Origin of the sequence: Nocardia asiatica NBRC 100129, assembly GCF_000308415.1 — a bacterium.
Classification (GTDB): domain Bacteria; phylum Actinomycetota; class Actinomycetes; order Mycobacteriales; family Mycobacteriaceae; genus Nocardia; species Nocardia asiatica.
Genome location: NZ_BAFS01000271.1, coordinates 30,129 through 50,621 on the forward strand (window position 1 = coordinate 30,129; position 20,493 = coordinate 50,621).

Here is a 20,493-nt window from a genome sequence, read left to right on the forward strand (position 1 = left end):
GCCGGGCGAACGGCGAGGCAGGGCATGAGTAAGACACTGCGAACCTTGCCGATGCCGACGGGGTCCGGACTCGGCGACGTCATGCCGCACCTGCGAGCGGCGCTGGAAGGTAGCGGGGCCGCCTGGCTGCCCATTCCGACCAGTGACCGGCGGGAGGCGAGACGGTTGAGCGACGCCCTGTCGCCGGGCGAGCCGATCGACGAGGAGATCGCTCTGGTGGTGACCACCTCCGGCACCACGGGGGTGCCGAAGGGCGCCATGCTCAGCACGGCGGCCCTGCGGGCGAGCGGCACGGCGACCCACGAGCGGCTCGGCGGTCCCGGCAACTGGTTGCTGGCCCTGCCGACCCACCACATCGCCGGGATTCAGGTGCTGTTGCGCAGCATTTTGGCGGGGACCGAACCCACCGTGCTGGACGTCTCCGGCGGATTCCTGCCCGAGGCGCTGGCGGGCGCCATCGCGGGGATGCGCGGTGAACGCCGCTACACGGCCCTGGTGCCGACCCAGTTGATCAAAGCGCTCGAAGCGCCGGTCGCCGCCGCCGCGCTGGCCGAGCTGGACGCCGTGCTGGTGGGTGGCGCGGCCACGCCGCTGCCGGTCTACGAGCGCGCGCGTGCCGCGGGCATCACCGTGGTGCGCACCTATGGCATGAGCGAGACCTGCGGCGGCTGCGTCTACGACGGCGTGCCGCTGACGGGCGCGAAGGTCCGGATCGAGGATGGCCGGGTCGTGCTGGGCGGCGCGATGATCGCCTCGGGTTACCGCAATCAGCCCGACCATCCCGCCTTCGCCGAACCGGGCTGGTTCCGCACCGAGGACGCGGGCGCCTTCGACAACGGCGTGCTGAGTATCACCGGTCGGCTCGACGAGGCGATCACCACCGGCGGTCTGCTGGTGATCCCGCAGGTTGTCGAGGCGGTGTTGATCAACCACCCGGCGATCAGCGAGGTGGTCGTCCTCGGCCTGCCGGACGAACGACTCGGCCAGCGCGTCGCCGTCGCCGTGATCCCCGCCCCCGGCGCGACCCCCAGCCTGGCCGAACTGCGCGACTACGTGGCGGCGGAACTGGACTCCATCGCCGCCCCCCGCGAACTCGCCGTCCTCGACGAATTTCCCCTCCGCGGCCCCGGCAAGCCCGACCGCGCCGCACTCCGCGAGTACCTCCTGGCCGACTCGGCTCACTAACGCTCGCCCACCAAGCGCAACTCCTACGCCACATAGGAGCGGCGAAGAAGCGGCGGCCACGAGCAGCCCTCCGCCAGCGTGCGCCATGCCGTGAGTTCACCTGCCACCGCGCCCGGCTCACCGCAACCACGTCTTTCGAGCGAAGCGAGACCGAGCATCCGCCGTTCGCGGCCCGGCTCGCGTCCGAGCGGCCGCCGCACAAGCGACGAAGGAGCAAGCGGCGGCCGCTCGGACGCGAGCCACAAAGGGGCCGCGAACACGCCGCGACGAAGTCGCGGCCAATCCAACCCAGCACGCAAGAGCCGTGCAAGTTCGGGCGGCCACAGTTGTCGGCATGAATTCTTTCGCACCCACTGCAGCACTCGCCGTCGAGGCGGACGGCCTGGTCAAAGTGTTCGGGGAGCAGCGCGCCGTCGACGGGGTGAGCCTGGCGGTGCCGCAGGGCTCGGTGTACGGCGTGCTCGGTCCGAACGGCGCGGGCAAGACCACGACCATCCGCATGCTGGCGACGCTCTTGCGACCGGACGGCGGCAGCGGCCGCATCTTCGGCCACGACGTGGTCGCGGAGCCGACGGCGGTCCGCTCGCTGATCGGCGTCACGGGCCAGTACGCCTCGGTCGACGAGGATCTGACCGCTACCGAGAACCTGATCGTCTTCTCCCGCCTGCTCGGTCTGAGCCGCGCCGACGCCCGGCGCAAGGCGGTGGAACTGCTGGCGGAGTTCGATCTCTCGGAGGCGGCGAACAAGCCGCTGCGCAACTTCTCCGGCGGTATGCGCCGCCGCCTCGATCTGGCGGCCAGCCTGATCGCGGCGCCGCCGCTGCTGTTCTTGGACGAACCGACCACCGGCCTGGACCCGCGCACCCGCGCCCAGATGTGGGAGACCATCCGTCGCTTGGTCCGCGAGGGCGCGACGGTGCTGCTGACCACGCAGTACCTGGACGAGGCCGACCAGCTGGCCGACCGGATCGCGGTGATCGACCGCGGCAAGGTGATCGCCGACGGCACCGCCGACGAGCTGAAAGCCTCCGTGGGCGGTTCCGCACTGCATTTGACCCTGGTCGATCGTGATCAGCTCGCCGAGGCGCGCCGCATCATCGGGGATTTCCTCGGTGTCGAAGCGCAGATCACCGCCGAGGCCGGGCGGCTCACCGCCCCGCTGACCGACGCCGGCGTCACCGCCGACCTGTTGATCCGCCTGCGGGAGTGGGAGATCGGCGTCGAGGAGATCACCGTGACCAAGCCGAGCCTGGACGAGGTCTTCCTCACCATTACCGGTCACCCGGCCGAAGACGCCACCGACTCGTCCGACCGGAGTGCGGCATGAACGCCCGGCCGGCGGGCGGCAGCCCGCGTGTCCACGAATCCGCGCAAGCCGAAAGGAACTAGAGCATGACCACCATCACCGCGACCGAGGCGCGCCGTGCGACGTCGGCGGCGATTCCCGAGGCGAGCAACCGCATACCGCTCGGCCAGGCTGTGTCGAATTCGTTCACCATGGCCTATCGCGGTCTGTTGAAGATCAAGCACAAGCCCGAGCAGCTGTTCGACGTGACGATCCAGCCGATTCTGTTCACCGCCTTGTTCGCTTACATCTTCGGCGGCGCCATCGGCGGCAGCGTGCAGGACTACCTGCCGGTCCTGGTCCCCGGCATCCTGGTGCAGACCGTGGTGCTCACCTCGGTCGTCACCGGCACGCAATTGCGCGAGGACATGGACAAGGGCGTCTTCGACCGGTTCAAATCGCTGCCGATCGCGCGTATCTCGGCGCTGGCGGGCGCGCTGCTGGCCGACATGGTGCGCTACGTGATCGCGACCGTGCTGACCATCGTCGTCGGCGTCGGCATCGGTTACCGCCCGGAGGGCGGCGTGCTCGGGGTCGTCGCGGCCGGTCTGGTCATCGTGGTCTGCTCGTTCGCGATCAGCTGGATCTGGGCGCTGGTCGGGGTCACCGGCAAGAGCGCCGCGGGCGTGCAGGGCATCTCCATGATGATCATGTTCCCGCTGACGTTCATGTCCGGCGCCTTCGCACTGGTCAGCACGATGCCGGGCTGGATGCAGGGGCTCAACCACGCGAATCCCGTGTATTACATGGTGAACGCGTGCCGCGGTCTGATGAACGGCACGTCCTTCGGCGCCGACCTGGCCTGGTCGCTGCTGGGCTCGCTGGTCGTCATCGCGATCTTCGCTCCGCTCACGGTCAAGGCGTATATGCGTCGGGCGTGAGGCGCGCGGGCGAAGCGGCGGCGTGCCGGCTGCGGATCGGACGCCCGGCACGCCGCCGCCGAGCCTCAGTGCGCGTCGTTCAATTCCTGGAGCATGCTCATGATGCGGTCCGCGGAGTCGTTGCGCCGCAGGTGACCGAGGCGGCGGCGGGCTTCGGTGACCGGTCGGGGGCCGAGCTTCGCGATCGCCGCGTCCAGGTGCCGCTGCCAGCACAGGGAGGGGAAATCCTGGCGGCAGCGCACATTCGGAGCGAGCACCAGCAAGTCCAGGCCCGTGGGGGCCGCGCGGTCGACGGCGATGAGGTACGAGCCGATCGCGCAGGCGACCGCGCCGATCTGCGGCAGGTCCCGATACTGGGACATCATCGGCACGGTGAGTTCGGCCAGTTGCGCGGCCAGGGTCACGCTTCGGTCGGCGGCCCCGTGCAGTACCCGCGCGGAAACCGCCGCCGCGGCGAGCATCAGCGCGCCGGGGCCGGGGCCGAGCGCGTTGTCCGGCCAGCCGAACAGTTCCAGCGCTCGCTCGTAGCGAGCGAACCCGCCCGCGGCGTCACCCGCCGCGAAGGCCACCTCGGCTGTGCTCTGCATCACGGTGGACAGCAGTCGATTCCGCCCGAGGGACGGGCTGTCCAGGTCCGGCGTGCCCAACGCGAGGTCGAGTTCCCGCCGGGCCTGCTCCAGCTCGCCGATGCCGGCCAGCGAGGCCACCAGCAGGCTGCGGATCTCCACGGTGTCCTCATGGGCGCCGAGCCGCTGGAGCAGGTCGAGCGAGCGGCGGTAATGAGTCACCGACTCGGCGTACCGGGCGGTCTGTCCACAGACCTGTCCGAGGTGCCTGGACACCATGGCCACGCTCCAGACGTTCTCGCTCCCGAGTACCTCCAGCGCCTCGAGCGCGTCGACGGTGGAGCCGCGCACGTCACCGAGGTTCTCCCGGATGTTGGCCCGCAGCGTCAGCGCCGTGGCCCTGGTCTCCGGGTCGCCCGAATGCGCCGCCGCGGCGAGCAGCCTGCTGAGACCGCGGCCGTCGGCTCTGGTGAGCAGAACCCGGCCGACGAAACGACTGTTCTCGCTGAGATCGACACCGCTGCGGAACAATCGGCGCACGCGCAGGCGCAGCTCGGCAAGCTCCCTGACGCCGCCGTTGGAGTAGACCAGATGCAGGAACATCATCTGGTAGGTGACGAGCGCGAGGTCCGGGCTCGGGCCTTCCGGGCCGAAGTCCACCGCCTCCAGGTCGAAGACCCGCTTGGTCCACGCGACCACTTCCGAGTGCGAGCCGCGAATCACCCATAGCGTGCCGACGACGGGGAAGACCGTGTATGCCGTCGCCGCGTCCCGCTGTTCGATGGCGCAGCGCAACGCGGCGAGCAGATTGTCCAGCTCCGCCGCCACGGAGAGCGCGAGGTGCAGCTGATCGCCGGTCACATACCGGCTCGCCGCGTCGTCGGCGTAGTCCTTGGCCCACCGCCGCATCCGGGTGTCGACCGACTCCGCCTCGCCTGCCGTGGCGGTGAGCTGTTCGGCGCCGAATTCCCGGACGGTCTCCAACATGCGATAGCGAGTGCCGAGCGTTTCGTCGTCCAGCACGGTGAGCAGCGATTGGTTGATCAGGCCGTCGACGGCGGCGGCGACGTCGGTCACGTCGGCTCCGCCCGCGACCGCCTCGGCGGCCGACAACGTGAAACCGGCCGGGAAGCGGCACAACCGGCGCAGCGTCGCTCGCTGTTCGGTGTCGAGCAGGTTCCAGCTCCAGTCGATCACCGCGTGCAGCGTGCGATGCCGTTCGGGCGAACTGCGATCGCCGTGGCGCAGCAGCGCGAACCGATCGGTCAATCGCTCGTTGATCTCCTCGACGCTCATCACCCGGACTCGGGCGGCGGCCAGCTCGATGGCCAGCGGCAGCCCATCGAGGGTGCGGCAGAGCTGAGCGACGATCTCCGGGTCCAGCCGGACCGTCGGGCGGACCGCCCTCGCGCGCGCGGCGAACAGCTCGGTGGCGGGTGAGCCTGCCGGATCGATGGTCAACGGCGGTAAGGGATACACGGCTTCGGCGGTGAGCGTCAGCGGCGAGCGGCTCGTGGTGAGCACGGTCAGGCGGGGCGCCGCGCCGATGAGGTCGGCGACCACCGAGGCGACGGCGTCGATCAGGTGCTCGCAGTTGTCCAGGATCAGCAGCATCGAGCGTGCCGACACCGCGTCGAGCAACCGTCCGCGCGGATCGACGGTCTGCCCGGAGCGCAACGCCGCCGTGTCGAAGGTGACCTCGCTGAGCCCGAGCACCGCGGCGATCGCCGCCTCGACATCGACCCTGCCGGCACCGCCTTCCGCGCGCACCGAGGCCAACTCGACCAGCGCCACCGGCCGGGTGCGCGCGACCAGCGCGCCGAGTTCGTTGACGACCCTGGTCTTACCCGCGCCGCCCGGTCCGAGCACGGTCACCACGCGAGCGTCGCGCAGCAGACCGGCCAGCGCGGCGATATCCTCCGCCCGGCCCAACAGCGCGTTGGGCGCGGCGCGCAGGCCGATCGCGGCGGCGCCGAGTCGCTGGAAATCGCCGTTCGCTGCCGCGACGCCGCCCGTGCCGGGTCGCGGCGCGGTGCGCGCGATCGGCTCTCCGCGCAGGATCGCCGTGTGCGCCGCGGAAAGCGCCGGTCCTGGGTCCGAGCCGAGCTGGTCGGCCAATCGGGAACGGAAGGCCGCGAAGGATTCCAGCGCCTCGTTGGGCCGTCCCGCCGCGGCGAGCAGACGCATCAGAGTCAGCTGCGCGGGCTCGTCCAACGGTTCGGCGGCTGCGCGCGACCGAGCCAGAGCCAACGCGCCGTCGATGTCGCCGTCGGCTTCGCGTGCGGCGAGTTCGAGTTCGTCGAGTTCGGCGCGACGCCGCCCGGCCGCGGCGCACAGTTCGTCGGCGAGCTCGCCCGGCGGCAGATCGGCGCCCGGCTCGCCGCGCCACAGCGCCCGCGCCCGCGCGATCTCCGCGAGGCAGCCGGGCGGGTCGGCCGCGGCGAGCAGTCCGCGCGCCCGCGTCACCCTTTCACCTACCCAGGACAAGTCGACCTGTTCGACGCCGAGAGTCAACCGATAGCCCGCCGGGCCGATCTCCAGCGCGCCCTCCGGCAGCGCCGCCCGTAACCGGGAGACCTGGGTGTGCAGCGCGTTCATCGGCGACCGCGGCGGCTGGTCGCCCCAGATCGACTCGATCAGGGCGCCCGCCCCGCGACTGCGGCCGGGGCGCAGCGCGAGGGCGGTGAGCAGGAGCCGCGAACGCGCCCCGGGCAGCGCCCTCAGCGCGCCCTCGCGACGCAGCGCCACCTCGCCCAGCAAGGCCACCACGACCGATTCGCCTGCGGGCGTCGTCACTGCTCGACTGTGGCCGTGCGGGCCGCTGTGCTCCGGAAACATCCCGCGGTCATCGTAGGCGAGCGGCCCCGGCGGGGCCGACACGATTTCTTTGCCGCGGTTACGAGCGGTCGGTCGCATAGTCTGACCTCATGGCTGAGTTCGAGGTGGTCCGGTCGGCTGTGATCACGGCCGATCCCGCGCGCGTACACGGGCTGATCAACGATTTCCGCGAGTGGGTCAAGTGGTCGCCGTGGGAGGATCTGGACCCGCATTTGCAGCGCAGCTATTCCGGCGCGGATTCCGGAGTAGGGGCGCGCTATGCCTGGAGCGGCAACCGTAAGGCCGGGGCGGGCAGCATGGAGATCATCGGCAGCGCCGACCGCGAGGTCGGCGTGCGCCTGGAGTTCCTGAAGCCCATGAAGACGACCAACATGGTGACCTTCATCCTGGACCCGGTCGAGACCGGCACCGAAGTGACCTGGCGGATGACCGGACAGCAGACCGGCCTGATGGGACTCATCGGCAAGGTCATCCCGATGGACAAATTGGTCGGCAAGGACTTCGAGAAGGGGCTCGCGCGGCTGCAGGAGGCGGCGACCGGCGAAACGGCCTGATCGTCGAGCGCGCACCGGGCGATGCCTTCGCCTGCGCCGCGGGCGTGCGCGGGCTGAGGACCGACTGCGTTCGAATGCGCCGATTATGCTGCGGACATGGCTACTGCAGCGCAATGGATCGAAGGCGCGCGACCTCGGACCCTGCCGAACGCGATCGCCCCGGTGCTGGCCGGGACCGGCGCCGCCGCGTCGGTCGACGGTGCGGTGTGGTGGAAAGCGGTTATCGCGCTGCTCGTTTCGCTGGCGCTGATCATCGGCGTGAACTACGCCAACGACTATTCCGACGGTATTCGCGGCACCGATGACGTCCGCGTCGGCCCGTTGCGCTTGGTCGGGCAGAAACTGGCCTCGCCCGCCGCGGTGAAGACCGCCGCGATCGTCAGTCTGGTCATCGCCGCCGTCTTCGGTCTGGTGCTGGTGTTCACCAGCGCGTGGTGGCTGCTGCTCGTCGGCGCGGCCTGCCTGGCCGGGGCGTGGTTCTACACCGGCGGGCGCAACCCTTACGGCTACAGCGGGTTCGGTGAAGTGGCGGTGTTCGTCTTCTTCGGCCTGGTCGCCGTGCTCGGCACCCAGTTCGTGCAGGCGGGCCGGATCGACTGGGTGGGCGCGCTGCTCGCGGTCGCCGTCGGCGCGTTCTCCAGCGCGGTGCTCGTCGCGAACAACCTGCGCGACATCCCCACCGACACCGGCTCCGGGAAGGTCACGCTCGCGGTGAAACTCGGGGACCCGCGCACTCGCACGCTGCACCTCGCGCTGCTCACGGTGCCGTTCCTCGCGACGCTGCTGCTCGTCGCCCGCACGCCGTGGGCGCTGGCCGGGCTGCTGGCGATCCCGCTCGCCGTGCGCGCCAACGCGCCGGTGCGCGGCGGCAAGGGCGGTCTGGACCTGATTCCCGCGCTGCGGGACTCCGGCCTGGCCCTGCTGGTCTGGTCGGCGGTCACCGCGCTGGCGGTCGGACTGGGTTAGCGCGCCGCGGAGCCGGCTGTCGGCGGCCGATCGGCGCGACCACCCGGCCTCGTCTTCCGCGCGGAGCGCGACCGGACGTCGCCGGTGCGCGGCGGCGCGGTCTAGTCCTTGTCCGGCACCAGGATGCCGAGCACCCAGTTCACGAGCGAGACGATGACACCGCCGATGACCGCGGCCCAGAAGCCCTCGACGCGCAGGCCGTAATCGGTGAACGCTTCGGTGATCTCGGCGGTCAGCCACAGCATGAGCGCGTTGATCAGCAGCAGGAACAGGCCGAGCGTCACGATCACCAGCGGTAGTGACAGCAACTGAACAATCGGCTTGACCAGCGCGTTCACCACCGTGAATACCGCGGCCACCGCGAGGACGACGGCGATCTTGGCGCCGGTGCCGCCCTCGGGGGCGAGGATGTCGATCTTGTCGACCCAGAAGGCGGCCAGCCAGATGGCAACCGCGTTGATGACCAACCGAATCACAAGCTGCATGGGCCAATGCTAGGCCCAGGGTGCGGACACGCGCCGCCGGAAAATCCGAAACGCCGACAGCGCATGCCCGCTCGCTCAGGCCGCGCGGTCGAGCAGGGTGTGCACCTTGGGGCGCAGCTGATCGATCGCCGCGGTTCCGCCGAGCAGGCGCTCGGTGGCCTCGTTGGGCGCGCGCAGGATGCCGAGCAGAACGTGCCCGGACGCGATGGTCTTGTCCTTGCGGGCGAGCGCCTCGCGCAGCGACAGCTCCAGCACCTTCTTCGCGTCCCGGGTGAACGGGATGTGCCGGTAGTCGCCGGCGCGACCCCAGCCGAACAGCCCGCGCCGCGGCTCGGGTGCGGCGCGCTCGAGCGCGTCCTCGCCGAAGTGCGGCTCCAGCGATTCCCGCACCGCGTCGAGATCGATGCCGATGGAGCGCAGCGCCGCCGCGTCCTCGGCGCCGAGCGCCGCGTCTTTGCCCTGCTCCGAGAGCGTGCGCAACACGCCGGCACGGGTGAGCCCCGCCTCGGCGAGCAGTGCCGTGAGCTCCGGCTCGCCCTGCGCGAGCAGCCCGAGCAGCACGTGTTCCACGTCGATGGTCGACGAGCGCAGTTCGCGCGCGTCCTCCTGGGCGACCACGATCGCCGTGCGCGCCGACTTGGTGAACCGTTCGAACATCAGCGGCTCCTGTCCTTCCGGTGGTATTTCTGGTGGACCGCCTGCTTGCTGACCTCGAGCGCTTCCGCGATCGCCTGCCAGGACCAGCCCTGGGCGCGGGCGTTGGCGACCTGGATCGCTTCGAGACGTTCGAGCAGCCTGCGCAGCGCGAGCACCGCGCGCAGCCCGACCTTGGGATCGGGGCTGCCCGCGGCGGCCGCCAGAGTGGTTGCTTCCGTCATGACGTCAATTTTGATTGACGCCCGCCCGGTATGTCAACAAAAATTGACGAGCGAGGGCGCGACAGACCTCGATTCCTCTCGCGGCGAACAACGACCCGCGCCTGCGGGCCAGGTCAGGCGTCCCAGATGCCGGTCGCCAGAAACTTCTCCAGAATCGCGGTGGGCTCGGCGAGGTTCAGTCCTTGCGCGGCGACCCACTCGTCATCGAAATACGTTCCGGCGTACCGATCGCCGCCATCGCACAGCAGGGTGACCACACTGCCGCTGCGGCCCTCGGCAAGCATCTCGGCGACCAGGGCGAACACACCCCAAAGGTTCGTTCCGGTCGATCCGCCGACCCGCCGCCCGAGCCGCCCGCTGGCGAACCTCGCGGCGGCGATGGACGCCGCGTCGGGCACCTCGAACATGCGGTCCACCACCTGGCCGACGAACGACGGCTCCACCCGCGGACGGCCGATGCCCTCGATCCGGGAAGGCATTCCGGTCTGGTAGGCCGCGTCCCCCGTTTCGTATCCGCCGAAGAAGGCGGAGTTCTCCGGGTCGACCACGGCCAGCTTCGTCGCATGCCTGCGGTACCGGATGTAACGGCCGATGGTGGCGCTGGTGCCGCCGGTGCCGGCCCCGACCACGATCCATTCCGGCACCGGGTAGGGCTCCAGCTCCATCTGCTGGAAGATCGACTCGGCGATGTTGTTGTTGCCGCGCCAGTCGGTGGCGCGCTCGGCGTGGGTGAACTGGTCCATGTAGTGGCCGCCGCATTCGGCCGCCAGCCGGGCCGCCTCGGTGTACATGTCCGGCGGACGCCGGACGAAATGGCAGCGACCGCCCTGCGCCTCGATCAGCGCGATCTTCTGCGGGGAGGTGCTCGCGGGCATCACCGCGACGAAGTCGAGGCCGAGCAGCTTCGCGAAATAGGCTTCGCTGACCGCGGTGGAACCGGACGACGCCTCCACCACGGTCGTCCCCTCGGTGACCCAGCCGTTGCAGATGGCGTAGAGGAACAGCGAGCGGGCCAGCCGGTGCTTGAGGCTGCCGGTGATGTGGGTGGACTCGTCCTTGAGATACAGCTGGACGTTCCACTCGACGGGCAGCGGGTAGCGCAGCAGGTGCGTATCGGCGCTGCGCTGGGCGTCGGCATCGATCAGCCGCACCGCGTTGTCCACCCAGTGGCGCGGGGCGGTGTGATCGCAGAACTTCACGAAGGCGTTCCCGAGCCGGGCGGGGTGGGCGGCTGGTCACCGCGCAGCCGCGCGCGCAACTCGGCCTTGTCGCGCCGCCTGCGTTCGTCGACCAGGGCGATGTCCTCGTTGACCTTGACCCGCAGTCGCTTGAACAGCACCAGCGACAGCGGCATCGCGATGATCAGAGCGAACAGGGCGGCGACCACCAACGGGATGTCCACCGCCACCAACTTGGCGGCCAGCACGATCACCGCGGCGAGCACTACCACGAGACCCAACCTGGCGATTGTGTAGAGGGCTAGATTGCGGGCCAGCCTGCGACCTGCGCCAGGGGTTTGCTGTCCGGAAGCACCTTTTGGTGGAGTTGCGTCACGCACAACCATCAGCCTATGCGAAGCTGTTGCCCGCCCCCGGTGCACGCCCAATGCCGAGGGTGGGGCGCACATCCGTTTTGTCTATTACCTCCCCTTTACCAACTGTAGGTGGTTCGAGTACCTAGGGGTTTCAGTGCGACGATGGCGCCATCTGATGAGGGAACTGTCGAGAACGGAGAGGTTTGCTATGACTGCGATCACCGTCGGCGGCCAGGACACCCTGCTGACTCCGGGCCAGGTTGCTGCCCTGTTCCACGTCGACCCCAAGACCGTGACGCGCTGGGCTCATGCCGGGCGCCTCGGGTCGTTGCGCACACCGGGCGGACATCGCCGGTTCCGCGAATCGGAAGTACTCCAGCTGCTCAAGTCGCTGACCACCGAGGCGACCGCACGCTGAGCTGATCGCAGGGCGCGCGGGCTCGTCGTGCTCGGGTCCGCGCTCGCCCGCAGACCATTTTTCGCGTCTGCGGTGTGCTGGAGTCACGTCCGCGACTACCCTCGTTACCAGGAGGTGAGCGACGTGACGTACCTATTGGCACTCATCGCTGTGGTGGCAATAGCGGTGTTGTGCTGGAAGGCGTTCGGCCCCGAACGGACTGGACCCACTGCCCCGCAGACGCGTTCACCACAGCGCAAGCGCGTCATCGGACCCGACGACGACCCGGAGTTCCTCTGGCGACTATCTCGCCAGCACCGCGACGGCGAGTCCGGTTCCGCCGAGCGCTGATCGTTCGGCACCACCCGCGCGATAGCACGCGTCCGGCGTCATCCGGCGATCGCGCGTTCTCCGCCCAGCGGATCAGCCGTGGCGCCCTTCCGGCGGCACGGCTCATTCGACAACCCGGTACGTGTGGGGCAGGCGCGCTGCGGTGCGCCTGCCCCACACGTACGGCGGGCTACCGATCAGGGTTCCCCGTTGACGACCGCCATCAGCGCGTCCATGAACGGCTGCCCGCCCTGGATGGCTCCACCCGCGATCGCGCCGACGACCAGGCCGATCGGGCCGGTGATGATGCTGAAGAAGCCCAGGCCGATCAGGGCTCCGAGCAGGCCGCCGAGCAGCGCGCCGCCGACCACGCCGACGACGTTCTTGTTCAGTTCGGCGATCAGCCGGTTCATCGAGCTGATCGGCTGCATCTCGCCGATCTCCTTCGCGTCGGCCACCGGAGTGAGCGCGAGACGCCGTCCGCTGTCGCTGATCTCGTGTGCGACCGACAGCTTGCTGCCGGAAACCTCGTAGGTCAGCGGCACTTCCGCGACCACGGCTCCGGTGTCGGAGGTCAGCTTGATCTTGGTGCCGTCGTCGACCACCGCGAAGGTGCCGTGCTCGACAGCGGTGCTGATCGCACCGGTCTCACGGGAGACCGTGGTGCGGTAGTCGACGCCCTGCTCGACACCGGCTGTGGTGATCTCTCGATCCGGTTCTACGGGTTGCGCGTTCGCGGCGCCCGCGGTGATGCCCACTGCGGCAACCGCACCGAGGGCAATGGCGGCAATAGTGCCGAACTTCATTCTGGAATTCCTTCTCACCGAGATACCCGGCTCCGGAGGCCGGATGGCGTGTGACTGTACAGCGCCCGTGACTTGTTTCCAGACCTGGCAGCCGGCACACCTGATCGAGAAGGTTCGTTATCCGATTGTGATCACTCCGGCCGATCGCGCCGCCACGCAGGTGAATTCTCTGGGCGGATGCCCGGTTCCGGGAAGGAGAACTCGACGCGGACGCGCCCCGTAGTGTATGCATGGCGTGGTCTTCAATCCGCAAGATTCACAACTTCGGGTCGCTAGGTGGGTTCGAAGGGTTCACAGCTCTGGAGGACGTGACGTGTCGCGCCAACGTGTCCGTGCCGGTATCACCCTGGCCGCCTTCATGGTCGGGACTGGACTGGCGGCCGCCCTCGTGGTCTTCGCCGCGGTCTCGATGACCGGCCCCGCCGACGAGCCGGCCAAGGCCGCCCAGACCGCCGACGCTCCGACCACCACGCCCCCGCCGACCACCGAGGAACCGCTGCCGACCACCACGGAGGCACTGCCGACCACGTCGGCGATGCGCGGCGCGTCGAACAAGAGCGCCACCAGCCTGCAGGTGAACATCGGCGACTGCGTATCGTTCAGCGGTGCGGGCGGAATCGACAAAACCGCTTGTGGCAGCGCGAACTCGGTCTACAAGGTCATCGAGAAGGCGCCGGCGAACGCCGCGTGCCCCACCGACGCCGACCGCACCTACAACGAGACTTTGCATGGCGCGGCGCAGGCAGCGTTGTGCCTGGACATCGATTGGGTTGTCGGCGGCTGCATGGAACTGACCCCCGACAACCCCAAGCGCCTGGACTGCGCGGCCCCCGCGCCCGGCGCGGTCCGGGTGATCGATGTCAAGCAGAACACTGTCGACGTCAACGCCTGCGGCTCGGCCGACAGCGGGATCGTCTACCAGCAGCGCCATTTCGTCGTCTGTGTGGCACGGCTCTGACCCTTCTCGTGACCGTTCGCACCCGCCTCGCGGCGAGAGACCGCACAAGATCATTAACAGGCTTGTGAAGCTCACCTCCACCGCACGGGCTGCACTCGACAGCGCAGCAGCTGACGAGCTTTTCGGGTAATCGGCGTGATCATTGCGTGTTCGTTCAGGACGCGGATCGGCGGTACTGCGCGGGCGAATTTCGAATCGTAGCTCGATATCGTTCGCGCTCATCGCTTTTGGACGCCGTTGTACGAATAAAAATCATATAGTTCCGAAAAATAACGTCCCGGAGCCGCCGATGGGGCGGCGCCTGCCCCGAGGCAGCCTGTTTCTATCAGCGGGGACCGGCAAACATGTGTTTCGGCAACAGATCCCGAGGCGACAACCTCGCAGTCTCGGTCAGCCAGTTGCCTGGACACCTCGAGGCTGAACCAGATCGTGTCGTCCACGCGCAGACGGCAAAGGTAGGGAACGTAGACACGGCGATTCGAGAGTCTCCGTACCTACACCGATAGCGGTCAGGGCGACCCACCGGGGCCAGTCCGCTGCCGAAATCGAACCAGCGAACGGGTCATGCCGCCGCCGGTCTCGATGAGGATGTCGGCGCCCCTGTACGGCAGCGGGCACCGGCCCGCTGATCAGTCTTCGCGGATGCCAGGACAAGGGAGACGAGTCGCTCTCCGTCAGTATTCGAGTTCCGTCCACGGGATGGTGATCGGGAACGGGTGGTCGAACTCGATTCCGTCCTGGTTCTGGTGGGTCCATTCGGCGGCGAGGATGTAGTTGGCGGCGCGGAGGGGGTGGACTCCGTCCGGGAGCTGAGCGTGGCCGACGTCGAGGCCGTAAGCGCGGACGGTGGCGATCGCGCTCGCCTCACGGGCCAGCGTCACCTCCCAGTACCACGGGATGGCGGCGCTGGCGTACCGCCCTTTCTTCGCCTCCATGTCCGTCTGTGTGTTGGACGGGGACAACACTTCACCGACCAGCAGGACATCACTCCCCCGCACGTCTCGATAGGGGGAATCGAGGCAGCGGTGGACAAGGAAGTCCGGTGTCAGAAAGTTGGACTTTCCGGTTCGACCAAGGAACACGTTGGTCTCGAGATTGACCCGCCAGCAATGTTCCGGGTCCTGCGACATCGACTTTCGCGCGCAGCTCTCGATCGAGTTCGTCAGGCGGCGTGTGAAGACCTGATGTTCGCCTGGCCCACGCCGTACCCAGACCACGCGGCCGTCCCACAGCTCGATCTGCTCGGCGATCTCATCGGGAAGTTGTTCCAATTCCTCCCACGTCATCGACTCGGGAAGGTCCGGTCGTTCGATGTGTGGAACCGACATGCCGCAATCGTAATGGCCGACTCTCCCACGGTGGATGCTCGTTTCCCCGGCCGAGAGCCGTGGGACTACCCGTTACGGTCCCACCAGTCGAATCACCTGGTTGAGGCGAACGATCAGCTCAGTTCAGCCCCGCGTACGAGTGCAGCCCGCTGATCACCATGTTGATGATGAACAAGTTGAACAGCATGGCGACGAAGGCGGCGATGTTGATCCAGGCCGCCTTGGTGTCGCGCCAACCGGAGGTGGCGCGGGCGTGCAGGTAGGCGGCGTAGAGGACCCAGGCGATGAAGGAGCAGGTTTCCTTCGGGTCCCAGCCCCAGAAGCGGCCCCAGGCGGCTTCGGCCCAGATGGCGCCCAGGATGACACCGGCGCCGAACAGCGGGAAGCCGATGATGGTGGTCTTGTAGGCCAGCCGGTCCAGAGTGCGGGCGTCGGGCAGGCGGCGGGCGAGAACGCCGAAGACATTGTTCGACTCCTGACCGTCCGGCTGACGCAGGCGGTACAGGAACAGCATGCTGGCCACGCCCGAGAACAGGAACACACCGCTGCCGACAGCGACGATGGTGACGTGCAGCGGCAGCCAGAACGATCGCAGCGCGGGCGACCACGGGCGCCGCGTCCGCGTAGAGCACGGTGCCCGCGAGGAACAGCAGGAGCAGCACCGGCACCAGCACGAATCCCCAGATGCCGCGATAGCGCTGCTCGCGCAGGAACACCACCCCGACCAGCACCGCGGCGGCCGTGGCCATGGTGACGAACTCGTACATGTTGCCCAGCGGGAAGCGGTGGGTCGCGAATCCGCGCAACACGATCGCGCCGACGTGCAGCGCGACGGCGACCATCAGCACCGAGAACGCCATGTTGCCCAGTCGCTCCGACAGCGGCCGCCGCGCGGGCTCGGGGATACGCCCCGGCCCCTGCGGCATCGAACCGCCGCCCACCGTCACCAGCTCACGCTCGGCGACCTGGCGGCTGCGCGCCGTCGCGTACTGCCAGATCAGCAGCACCAGCACCAGCGCGTACACCACGATCGCCGTTTTGAACGCCAGATCGCTGTACCTGGCGATGGTCTCGTCGATCGGCATGGTCACTCTCCCGTGGTCTCGGCGCCCCGCGCCGCGGTGGTCTCGGCGTCGGTGTCGAGCAGGCGGGCGCGCAGCCGGTCGAACTCGCCGCCCCAGCCCGCCTGGTCGGTCCTGGCGAGCCCGCCCATCTCTACTACAGTGCGTCGTTGATCAACGGTACCGGCCGCGTCCTCGGCCGGGTACACCCGCACCCAGATCCGGCGGCGCTTGATCAGCAGCGAGACCAGCAGGCCCGCCATCATCAGCAACGCGCTCACCAGCACCCACTGCTGGGCCGGATCGTGCGACACCTGAAGATTCACGAACTCTTGCGCGCCGTCGAAGGTGACCTTGGTGCCGTTCGGCAGGGTGGTCGACTCGCCGGGACGCAAATTGACCCTGGCCTCCTTGGTCAAGCGTCCCTGTTTGACCTGCTCCGGGTCGAGGGCGAACAACGACTGCGGCTTGCCGGTGTCCAAGCCGGTGTCGCCGCGATAGACGTCGACCGCGACGGCCGGATCGTTCATCGCCGGAAACGCCGAGGACAGCAACGAGCCGTGGAACATCGCGGTGGGCGCGAACAGACCCTCGATCGCGATCTGGTTCTTCCGGCGCTCCTCGTCGGTGGCGTACATGCCACCGGGCGGGTCGATCCGCAGCACGCCGCTGGACAGGAACGTCGTCGCGTCGTCGGGACGCCACTGGATGGACTCGGTGCGGGTCTGGCCGTTCGGGAAGGTGACCGTGAAGGTCGGCGCGTAGCCGTGGCCTTGCAGATAGAGCCGGTCGCCCGCGACCCGCAACGGGTGGTTGACCTGCACCTGGGTGTCGCGCCAAGTGTCGGTCCGCAGGTCGTCGCCCGCCTGGTAGGCGAGGTTCGCGGTGAACATCTCGGCTTGCCCGTTGGTCAGGTAATCGGCCCGGAAATCCTTGACCCGCACGCAGATCGGGGTCATCCCGGTGCCGTCGTTGACGTTGCCCGCCTTGAACGAGTCGAACACCGCGGGCGAGGTGGTGCAAAAGCCGGGGCCGTTGTTCGCCAGCACGATGACGCTGCCCTCGTACCCGAACAGCTTGCCCGCCGCGATGGCGACCAGCAGTCCGACCAGCGCGAGATGGAACACCAGGTTGCCGAGCTCGCGCGTGTAGCCCTTCTCCGCCGACAGCGCCAGCTCACCCTCGCGCGGACCGGGACGGACCTCGGTGCGCCAGCCGCGCAGCTGGGCGCGGGCGTGGTCGAGCACTGCCCCGGGCGACTGTTCGACCCGGTCCGAGTAGTGGTGCGGCAGCCTGGTCAGATTGCGCGGGGCCGGCACCGGCCGGGTGCGCAGGGCGCGGTAGTGGTCGACCGTGCGCGGCAGGATGCAACCGACCAGGGAGATGAACAGCAGCACGTAGACGGCCGTGAACCAGAAACTGGAGAACACGTCGAACAGTTCGAAGCGGTCCATCCACGGGCCGAGCGTGGGCCGGTCGGCGATGTACTGCTCGACCTTCTGCTCGTTGAGGTTTCGCTGCGGCAGCAGCGCCCCGGGGATCGCGGCCAAGGCGAGCAGGAACAGCAGCACCAGGGCGGTACGCATGCTGGTGAGCCCGCGCCATGTGTTGCGCAGGAACGCCCAGGCCCGCCCGGCCGGGGATTGCCGCGGGGGCCGTGCGGAGGTGTCCGTCTTCGGCTGGTCGGTCACGGTCATATCGGCAAGGTCACCTCGGAGACGAACGCATCGCGCACCCATGCGACGAACTGGTCCCATGCCCCGGTGACCAGCGCGGCGCCGACCGCGACGAGCAGCATGCCCCCGATGATCTGGATGGTGCGGGAATTGCGGCGCAGCCAGCCGACGCCCCGCAGCGCGCTCGCCGACCCGAACGCGAGCACGACGAACGGCAGACCGAGCCCCAGGCAGTAGGCGACGATCAGGGCGACGCCGCGCACGGCCGTCGTCCCGTCGGTGCCCGCGGCCACCGCCATGACCCCCGACAGGGTGGGGCCGAGGCAGGGTGTCCATCCCAGCGCGAACACGCCGCCGAGCAGCGGCGCGCCCACGATGCCGGTGAGCCTGCGCGGCTCCATCCGGGTGTCCCGCTGCAAGGCGGGCACCAGGCCGATGAACACCAACCCCATCAGGATCGTCACCACGCCGCCGATGCGTTGCAGAAGTTCCCGGTTGACGTTGAGGGTCTGGATGACGCCGAACACCGTCGCGGTGGCGAGCACGAACACCACGGTGAAACCGGCGACGAACAGCCCGGCCGCGCCCGCGACGCGCATCCGCCCGGTGCGCATGGGGCGGGTGGCGGTCGTCGCGCCCCCTCGGGCGGAGCCCGCGGCCTGCGCGACAGTGGCGGGCGGCGCCTCCGCACCGACCAGCCCGGCCAGGTAGGACAGGTATCCGGGCACGAGCGGCACCACACACGGCGACGCGAACGACACCAGGCCCGCGAGCAGGCACGCACCGAGCGCCAGCAGCAGCGGCCCGGAGGCCGCCGTCTGCTGGAACGAATCACCGACCCCGGCGAGCACCATCACAGGTCCTCCCCGGCACACGGCGCGGTGTGCGCGCAGGTCACACCGATTCCTCCCGCGTGTCCTCCGCCGATCGTCCGGCGCCGCGGCGCAACGACACCTTCCGCTCGGTGGCGGCGGGTTCCTCGGCTACGTCGAATACGGCGAAGTCCAGCAGGGACTCGGCGGCGACGCTGCGCGGCACGGTGGCGATACCCGCCCACCGGTCGTCGACGGCCCATCCGCCGCCGATGCGTCGGGCGCCCTGCCGTGGCCGACAGGCACGCAGGTGGCGGGTACGGCGGTCGCGATTCACTGTTCTTCCTCCGCGGCGATTCGTTCTACTACTGGTTGGAGATCCTCGGCGAGCAAGGACCGCAGGAAGACCGCGGCGACCCGGTGTTGCCGGTCGAGGACGAGCGTGGTGGGGATGACACTGGTAGGGAAGTTCCCGCCGAGCGCCAAGAGCGTGCGCATCGACGGGTCGTAGACGGACGGGTAGCCGACCTTGTTGTCGACCACGAAGTCCTGGGCCTTGTCCTGCTGCGGATCGCGCACGTTGATCCCGAGGAAGGCGACGCCCTTGTCCTTGGTCGCTTCGTAGACATTCTCCAGGGCGGGCGCTTCCGCGCGGCACGGACCGCACCACTGACCCCACAGGTTGAGCACCACGACCTTGCCCGGGTAGTCCTCGACCGAGACAGTCTTACCGGCGGTCATCAGGTCCGGACCGGCCAGTTCCCCGATGGTGCCGCGGGCGGCGGGCGGGTCGTAGACGATGTCGGTCTTGCCGCCGGGCGAGACGAATTCGAAGGTGCCGCCCGAGGCCACCGCGTCCGATCCGGTCGAGCAACCCGCGAGCGCGGCCACGAGCGCCACGCACGCGAGCAGCACCCGCCCTGGGCGTTTCGAGGGCGAGTCGGGGAACGCGGTGCAGCGGTTCATGCGCCGTGTACCGAGGGGTCCGAGCCGCCCGCGGGCTCGGAGTAGACGATGTCGACGAGGGTGTCGCCGTGGTAGACCAGCGAGGTCAGCGACGCGAGCGAGCACTGCCGCCGGCGCGGATCGTGCCACAGGCGCTGCCCTTGCAGGAAGCGCCGCAGCGTCCACACCGGCAACTGATGCGATACCAGCACCGCCTCACGCCCGGCCGCTTCGACCCTGGCCTTGTTCACCGCCGCCAGCATGCGATGCGCGATCTGCAGATACGGCTCGCCCCAGGACGGGGTGAAGGGGTCGCGCAGCTTCCACCAGTGCCGCGGCTTGCGCAGCGCGCCGTCGCCCACCGAGACGCGCAGGCCCTCGAAGGTGTTGCCCGCCTCGATGAGGTTCTCGTCGGTGCGCACTATCACGTCGTGCTGCGCGGCGATCGGCTCGGCGGTCTCCTGCGCACGCTGCAGCGGCGAGGCGATGACCAGCGCGATGTCGTGATCGGCCAGGGTCCGCGCGACCGCGGAGGCCTGCGCCCGCCCCGCCACCGAGAGGCTGAAGCCGGGCAGGCGGCCGTAGAGGATGCCGTTCGGGTTGTGCACCTCGCCGTGCCGCAGCACGTGCACGATCGTCTCGACCGGGGCGGCGGCGCCGTCGTGCACCCGCTCGGCGGCGCGGGTTCGGCCATCGGGGCGTTCGGCCGGTTCGGTTCCGGCGGCGTCGTTCTCGGCCGGAGCGGTGCGGTCGGCGGCAGCGGTCCTGTCGCCCTTGCGGGCCGCCACGACCTGCGCGTCCGACGCCGCCGCGGCGGCGAACTGCGCTCCGGCGTCGACCAGGCTCGATTCCGCCGACTCGGGTTCGACGGTCGCGGACCGGACCCCGGCGCTCGCGGCGGCGAACTGTTCACCCGCGTCGATCACCGTCGCTTCCGCGACGGCATCG

General features: G+C 69.3%; 21 protein-coding genes and 1 pseudogene. 8 read left to right on the plus strand and 14 right to left on the minus strand.

Going from position 1 to position 20,493, the window contains the following annotated elements; translation table 11 throughout:
* The first annotated feature begins 24 nt into the window (after positions 1-24).
* From menE to ON27_RS25695, 3 genes are all read left to right on the plus strand, one after another.
* Positions 25-1,185: an o-succinylbenzoate--CoA ligase gene (menE, locus tag ON27_RS25685; protein ID WP_043733140.1), complete on the plus strand. Its 1,161-nt coding sequence runs from the start codon at positions 25-27 to the stop codon at positions 1,183-1,185.
* 334 nt (positions 1,186-1,519) lie between these two features.
* Complete coding sequence (locus ON27_RS25690) at positions 1,520-2,512, plus strand: daunorubicin resistance protein DrrA family ABC transporter ATP-binding protein (protein ID WP_043733143.1); 993 nt, start codon at positions 1,520-1,522, stop codon at positions 2,510-2,512.
* 65 nt (positions 2,513-2,577) lie between these two features.
* The gene (locus ON27_RS25695; protein ID WP_043733146.1) at positions 2,578-3,411 is read left to right on the plus strand and encodes an ABC transporter permease; all 834 of its coding nucleotides are present in this window, start codon (positions 2,578-2,580) and stop codon (positions 3,409-3,411) included.
* A 65-nt stretch (positions 3,412-3,476) separates the two neighbouring features.
* Here ON27_RS25695 and ON27_RS25700 read toward each other — a convergent pair whose 3' ends face one another.
* On the minus strand, positions 3,477-6,773 hold the full coding sequence (locus ON27_RS25700) for an AfsR/SARP family transcriptional regulator (protein WP_245560119.1): 3,297 nt from the start codon (positions 6,771-6,773) through the stop codon (positions 3,477-3,479).
* 131 nt (positions 6,774-6,904) lie between these two features.
* Between ON27_RS25700 and ON27_RS25705 the strand changes: the two genes are divergently transcribed.
* Both ON27_RS25705 and ON27_RS25710 read left to right on the plus strand, forming a co-directional pair.
* Complete coding sequence (locus tag ON27_RS25705) at positions 6,905-7,369, plus strand: SRPBCC family protein (RefSeq protein ID WP_043733149.1); 465 nt, start codon at positions 6,905-6,907, stop codon at positions 7,367-7,369.
* Between the two features lie 96 nt (positions 7,370-7,465).
* Positions 7,466-8,335, plus strand: coding sequence for a 1,4-dihydroxy-2-naphthoate polyprenyltransferase (locus tag ON27_RS25710; RefSeq protein ID WP_043733152.1), 870 nt, complete (start codon positions 7,466-7,468; stop codon positions 8,333-8,335).
* A 101-nt stretch (positions 8,336-8,436) separates the two neighbouring features.
* Here ON27_RS25710 and ON27_RS25715 read toward each other — a convergent pair whose 3' ends face one another.
* The 5 genes from ON27_RS25715 to ON27_RS25735 all read right to left on the minus strand — a co-directional run bounded on the left by ON27_RS25715 (position 8,437) and on the right by ON27_RS25735 (position 11,262).
* The gene (locus tag ON27_RS25715) at positions 8,437-8,820 is read right to left on the minus strand and encodes a phage holin family protein (RefSeq protein WP_043733154.1); all 384 of its coding nucleotides are present in this window, start codon (positions 8,818-8,820) and stop codon (positions 8,437-8,439) included.
* A 75-nt stretch (positions 8,821-8,895) separates the two neighbouring features.
* Entirely contained in the window at positions 8,896-9,477 is a 582-nt protein-coding gene (locus ON27_RS25720) for a Clp protease N-terminal domain-containing protein (RefSeq protein WP_043733158.1), read from the minus strand.
* On the minus strand, positions 9,477-9,698 hold the full coding sequence (locus tag ON27_RS25725) for a hypothetical protein (RefSeq protein WP_043733161.1): 222 nt from the start codon (positions 9,696-9,698) through the stop codon (positions 9,477-9,479). Before ON27_RS25725 ends, ON27_RS25720 begins: the two co-directional genes overlap by 1 nt.
* A 113-nt stretch (positions 9,699-9,811) precedes the next feature.
* Positions 9,812-10,897 carry an L-cysteine desulfhydrase Cds1 gene (cds1, locus tag ON27_RS25730; RefSeq protein ID WP_043733165.1) on the minus strand — a complete coding sequence of 362 codons (1,086 nt, stop codon included), beginning with the start codon at positions 10,895-10,897 and terminating at the stop codon, positions 9,812-9,814.
* A complete protein-coding gene (locus ON27_RS25735; RefSeq protein ID WP_051046994.1) occupies positions 10,894-11,262 on the minus strand; it encodes a DUF4229 domain-containing protein in 369 nt (122 codons plus the stop codon). Before ON27_RS25735 ends, cds1 begins: the two co-directional genes overlap by 4 nt.
* 178 nt (positions 11,263-11,440) lie before the next feature.
* Between ON27_RS25735 and ON27_RS25740 the strand changes: the two genes are divergently transcribed.
* Both ON27_RS25740 and ON27_RS25745 read left to right on the plus strand, forming a co-directional pair.
* A complete protein-coding gene (locus tag ON27_RS25740; RefSeq protein WP_040783886.1) occupies positions 11,441-11,650 on the plus strand; it encodes a BldC family transcriptional regulator in 210 nt (69 codons plus the stop codon).
* 123 nt (positions 11,651-11,773) lie between these two features.
* Positions 11,774-11,980: a hypothetical protein gene (locus tag ON27_RS25745; protein ID WP_043733248.1), complete on the plus strand. Its 207-nt coding sequence runs from the start codon at positions 11,774-11,776 to the stop codon at positions 11,978-11,980.
* A gap of 176 nt (positions 11,981-12,156) precedes the next feature.
* Here ON27_RS25745 and ON27_RS25750 read toward each other — a convergent pair whose 3' ends face one another.
* A complete protein-coding gene (locus ON27_RS25750) occupies positions 12,157-12,765 on the minus strand; it encodes a DUF8020 domain-containing protein (protein ID WP_043733168.1) in 609 nt (202 codons plus the stop codon).
* 313 nt (positions 12,766-13,078) lie between these two features.
* Here ON27_RS25750 and lppU point away from each other — a divergent pair, with 313 nt between their 5' ends.
* On the plus strand, positions 13,079-13,723 hold the full coding sequence (lppU, locus tag ON27_RS25755; protein ID WP_051046995.1) for an LppU family putative lipoprotein: 645 nt from the start codon (positions 13,079-13,081) through the stop codon (positions 13,721-13,723).
* Between the two features lie 674 nt (positions 13,724-14,397).
* On the opposite strand, the gene ON27_RS25760 is transcribed toward lppU, so the two are convergent.
* The 7 genes and pseudogenes from ON27_RS25760 to ON27_RS25790 form a co-directional block, all read right to left on the minus strand.
* Positions 14,398-15,051, minus strand: a complete 654-nt coding sequence (locus ON27_RS25760; protein ID WP_043733171.1) for a Uma2 family endonuclease — start codon at positions 15,049-15,051, stop codon at positions 14,398-14,400.
* Between the two features lie 118 nt (positions 15,052-15,169).
* Positions 15,170-16,136, minus strand: a pseudogene (gene ccsB, locus ON27_RS25765) (c-type cytochrome biogenesis protein CcsB).
* Between the two features lie 2 nt (positions 16,137-16,138).
* Positions 16,139-17,809: a cytochrome c biogenesis protein ResB gene (gene resB / locus ON27_RS25770; RefSeq protein WP_043733177.1), complete on the minus strand. Its 1,671-nt coding sequence runs from the start codon at positions 17,807-17,809 to the stop codon at positions 16,139-16,141.
* Positions 17,806-18,642 (minus strand): cytochrome c biogenesis CcdA family protein, encoded by an 837-nt coding sequence (locus ON27_RS25775; protein ID WP_043733179.1) that lies wholly within the window; start codon positions 18,640-18,642, stop codon positions 17,806-17,808. The genes resB and ON27_RS25775 overlap by 4 nt, the downstream gene beginning before the upstream one ends.
* 40 nt (positions 18,643-18,682) lie before the next feature.
* On the minus strand, positions 18,683-18,937 hold the full coding sequence (locus ON27_RS25780; RefSeq protein ID WP_043733182.1) for a hypothetical protein: 255 nt from the start codon (positions 18,935-18,937) through the stop codon (positions 18,683-18,685).
* Positions 18,934-19,566: a TlpA disulfide reductase family protein gene (locus ON27_RS25785; protein WP_051046996.1), complete on the minus strand. Its 633-nt coding sequence runs from the start codon at positions 19,564-19,566 to the stop codon at positions 18,934-18,936. The genes ON27_RS25780 and ON27_RS25785 overlap by 4 nt, the downstream gene beginning before the upstream one ends.
* Complete coding sequence (locus ON27_RS25790; RefSeq protein ID WP_043733253.1) at positions 19,563-20,213, minus strand: histidine phosphatase family protein; 651 nt, start codon at positions 20,211-20,213, stop codon at positions 19,563-19,565. The genes ON27_RS25785 and ON27_RS25790 overlap by 4 nt, the downstream gene beginning before the upstream one ends.
* Positions 20,214-20,493 lie beyond the last annotated feature (280 nt).